This is a genomic window from Moorena sp. SIO4A5 (assembly GCF_010672005.1).
Classification (GTDB): Bacteria; Cyanobacteriota; Cyanobacteriia; order Cyanobacteriales; family Coleofasciculaceae; genus Moorena.
Window position 1 is genome coordinate 1 of record NZ_JAAHHZ010000497.1, and the last position, 3,563, is coordinate 3,563.

At 42.1% G+C, this 3,563-nt stretch carries 4 protein-coding genes and 1 pseudogene; 2 read left to right on the forward strand and 3 right to left on the reverse strand.

Going from position 1 to position 3,563, the window contains the following annotated elements; genetic code table 11:
- Together F6K57_RS39875 and F6K57_RS39880 are read right to left on the reverse strand one after the other, a co-directional pair.
- Positions 1-195, reverse strand: a pseudogene (locus F6K57_RS39875) (hypothetical protein); the annotation flags it as partial.
- 187 nt (positions 196-382) lie between these two features.
- Entirely contained in the window at positions 383-835 is a 453-nt protein-coding gene (locus F6K57_RS39880; protein WP_070393896.1) for a helix-turn-helix domain-containing protein, read from the reverse strand.
- Positions 836-1,371: 536 nt separating this feature from the next.
- Between F6K57_RS39880 and F6K57_RS39885 the strand changes: the two genes are divergently transcribed.
- Both F6K57_RS39885 and F6K57_RS39890 read left to right on the forward strand, forming a co-directional pair.
- Complete coding sequence (locus tag F6K57_RS39885; RefSeq protein WP_293065148.1) at positions 1,372-1,938, forward strand: hypothetical protein; 567 nt, start codon at positions 1,372-1,374, stop codon at positions 1,936-1,938.
- Between the two features lie 53 nt (positions 1,939-1,991).
- Positions 1,992-2,114 (forward strand): hypothetical protein, encoded by a 123-nt coding sequence (locus F6K57_RS39890; RefSeq protein WP_293074357.1) that lies wholly within the window; start codon positions 1,992-1,994, stop codon positions 2,112-2,114.
- Positions 2,115-2,274: 160 nt separating this feature from the next.
- Here the strand turns inward: F6K57_RS39890 and proX are convergent.
- Positions 2,275-3,563 (reverse strand): glycine betaine/L-proline ABC transporter substrate-binding protein ProX (proX, locus tag F6K57_RS39895; RefSeq protein ID WP_293074359.1); only part of this gene is annotated, 1,289 nt, incomplete at its 5' end.

A 3,563-nucleotide genomic window follows, 5' to 3' on the forward strand; every position in this document is an offset into this window, starting at 1 on the left:
TTTAATTATTTTTTCTAATAGCGCGTTTTTTATCTTACCGTCCCATCTGGGATTAGTCGGAACTATCCTTTTGCTCCTGTTCAGTATAGCAAAGGGAATCAATCGGGAATCGGGAATCGGGAATCGGGAATCGGGAATCGGGAATCGGGAATCGGGAATCGGGAAGAGATAATCGGGAATAGCGATGGGTTGCATAAAGACAGGGAATCACTGTACCTCATAACAGCGAGAAACGCTATGATTTAATCGCAAAGGGAATCGGGAATCGGGAATCGGGAATCGGGAAGAGATAATCGGGAATAGCGATGGGTTGCATCAAGACCGGGAATCACTGTACCTCATAACTGCGAGAAACGCTATGATTTTATTTTGGTTGTGAGCATTAGGCAGTAGCAGGAAAACTGCCACCAATAAAATGGATATCACTGAAAGTTTCGATCCACAGACGAGCGCCACAACTCAATGGCTTATCTGGCTGATAGACAATCCGACAAGGACCAAGAATTTCGACTTGATTGCCGTATAGATTGTCACCGCTTCGTTTTACTGAAATCACTGGCTGACGCTCTTCGGGTGTTTTGTGATTGTTGCTGCCAATGCGATTGCGGTTGACATTGATTTTGGCCAGAGCCGGAGGACGAGTGGTACGCCATTTGCCCTTTGGTCCACGCTTCTTCTCGATGATTTGGGGCAGATTGTTGAACAGAGGAATAATCCAGAATTTTCCACTTTTATAAGCACCCCGGACGCGACCATCATTGAGGAGTTGGCGCAACCGTCGAGAAGAAATACCTAAGAGAGAAGCAGCTTCAGTGGTACAAACGGACTTGTTCATCAGTAGATTTCCTTTACTATTCCGATAACACTATTATAACCTAAAAAATAAGCTCATAGGGTGTTTGTCAATTATTGTTAATATTTTTTTACAAACACTTTTTCAGGTAAAGTTTAAATTGAGGTAATTTTAGATAGTGCGCTTAGCGAGATGGAAGCTAAATCTCGACCAGAATCAGAACGGAATAGTTAGGGTTTGCTGAAAAAGTCTTTTGGTAAGGGTAGGAGCTTCGAGTCAGGAGAAATGGGAATTATATAGGAGGTAGGAGGAAGCTTGTCCCTTGATTTTTCTGCCGGAGTCTGCCCAAAATCCTAACTTTTTGAGCTTTTTGGACCGAAAAGCTGGCACTTTTTTCGATCCAAAAAGGCTAAAACCTTTATCTGTCAAGGCTTTGAGAGTTAATCAGTAAGCCCTACTTAGGCTAAAAGTACCCAAGAGGGTACTGTTTAAAAGTTTGATTTTACACACACAATAGATAGTAAGTGTTTAAGTGAAAGTCTGCTTCTACTAAAAAATAGATAGAGAGAATTAAGATTATGTATAATGATGAAGCTTTGCTAGTGACTTATCCAGATTATCCAGTTAACACAGATACTTTTTATGGATACACTGAAATGGTCGGACATGCTGGTGTTCTTCTGATTAAACAAAGTGGTCTGACAAAATATTATGAATTTGGTCGTTACGACCCTGCTATGAATGGAGTAGTAAGAAATAAAAGAATTCCTAATGCTGTAATTGGAAGTAATGGAAAAGCTACGCCGTCTAGTTTGAAAGCAATTTTGAGGAGTTTATCAACCCAATCAGGTAAAAATACTCGTATTCGCGCAGCTTATTTCATTAATATGGATTTCGACAAGATGCTTGCATATGCCATTACAGAACAGCCTCAATATAGTATTATAAGCTTCAATTGTGGTCATTATGCTCAAGCTGTAATTTTAAAAGGAAATCCCAATGTTGATAGACCATTAATAATAAATCCAACGCCAAACAATATTGTTGACGAGTACATCGAAGAAGGAAATGCTGAAGTTTTATTTTCGCCAACTACAGGTGAGATGACAATCGGCAAGGGAGATGAGTCTGATGCTAAAGAATAGTCATAAAAGTAATTTTGGAGTTTTTACCGCAGACTCAAAAATAGACAATTTGAATGAGCTTACTAAAAAAGCGATCGCATCGGAATATGTCACTTGGTACTGATATCGCACTAAACCACCACTATTCGGTTGAATTGCTGGGTTATCAACGGGTTCAACTAGACCGATTACCGTAACCTACGGGTGCATCTCATTTTTACGGTTTTATCCGGTGGTGCGTTACGGGGTAGGCTATTTCAATGGTGGCTTATAGGCAGAAAATCAGGGCGAGCCCACCCCTAACGCACCCTACGGGAACTGACAGCTGAAAGCTGACAGCTGACAGCTGACTGCTTATTAAAAATTTCGAGCTTCTTCCACCCAGCTATCAAACAGGTCTTGATGGTTTTCAATCCATTCTTCGGCATGGCGACGGATATCTTTTGAGCTATCTTCACCGCTGTTTAGTAATTCATTTTGAGCATTGATGTCCTCAGTGGGAATCTGAATAAGTTCAAACAAGCGTTTGGCGGCTGGGTTAGCAGATACAAATTTCTTATTAGCTACGATTCGGAACCGATCAATGGCAAATCCCAGATTTTTCCCATCTACCGAGGTATCTTTTGCGGTCAAGTCTTTCTGTGATTCTGGTAGATCAGTGAAGGGAACTTCTAGCCAGACTACATCTTGATCTGGTTTTAAGACTGCTGCCATCCACATGGGAGTCCAAGTGTAGTAGAGGATTGGTTGTCCTTGGTTGTAGCGAGTAATGGCATCTACAATTAGCGCTGAGTAGGTTCCTTGGTCTTGCTCAACGGTGTCTTGGAGTCCGTAAGCTTTAATGTGATGCTGAATCACAAACTCACAAAACCAACCGGAATTACAGCCAATCAAATTGGCTTTGCCATCACCATCTGAGTCAAAGAGTTTAGCGATTTTTGGGTCTTTGAGTTGCTCAAGGCTAGTGATGTTGTATTTATCAGCAGTTTTTTTATCAATCTGATAACCTTGCAAGAGATCAGAGGTGATTACTCCGAGTCGTTCTAACTTCTGTTCACCACCACTTTGTTCAAAAAAGCGTCTATGACCTATTTCCCAATGGACAGCAGTGTAATCTAGGTCGCCGTTTCCTAAAGCCAGGTGTGCGGTGACGTATTCAACTTGTTTTGGCTGTTTGATAGTGTAACCAAGTTTTTCCAGACCAATGTTTACAATCTCGGTTTGGAATTGTTCTTCTTGCAAGCTACTATAGACCGATTGTACGCTCACCCCTTTACCAGGCATGGCTAGATTAGAGTCTGTGGTTAAGTGGGAGGGTTGTTGCCAAGTGATAAAACCCAGGAGTGCCACTAAGACGGTTCCTCCAACAATACCCCAAGTCACTTTTTGACCTGTTGATGAAGAGCGCACCAAACCAATTGGTCCTCGTTCCAACCAAGGGATTTGGTTGTTGCCTTGACTGACTATCTGAGTGATCCGATCCAGCATTACTGCGATTAGAACGATGCTCAATCCTCCCACAGCAGCTAATCCCACATTCACCCGACCTAGTCCTTGCAATACCATCTGTCCAAGTCCTCCTACACCAATCATGGAGGTGACCACTGACATGGATAAGGCTAAGAGGATGGCTTGGTTGACTCCAG

What these genes read in the sequence shown, in the direction of transcription:
- F6K57_RS39885 (WP_293065148.1), top strand. Translation starts at nt 1,372, where the DNA reads ATGTATAATGATGAAGCTTTGCTAGTGACTTATCCAGATTATCCAGTT.
- F6K57_RS39880 (WP_070393896.1), bottom strand. Translation starts at nt 835, where the DNA reads ATGAACAAGTCCGTTTGTACCACTGAAGCTGCTTCTCTCTTAGGTATT.
- F6K57_RS39890 (WP_293074357.1), top strand. Translation starts at nt 1,992, where the DNA reads ATGAGCTTACTAAAAAAGCGATCGCATCGGAATATGTCACTTGGTACT.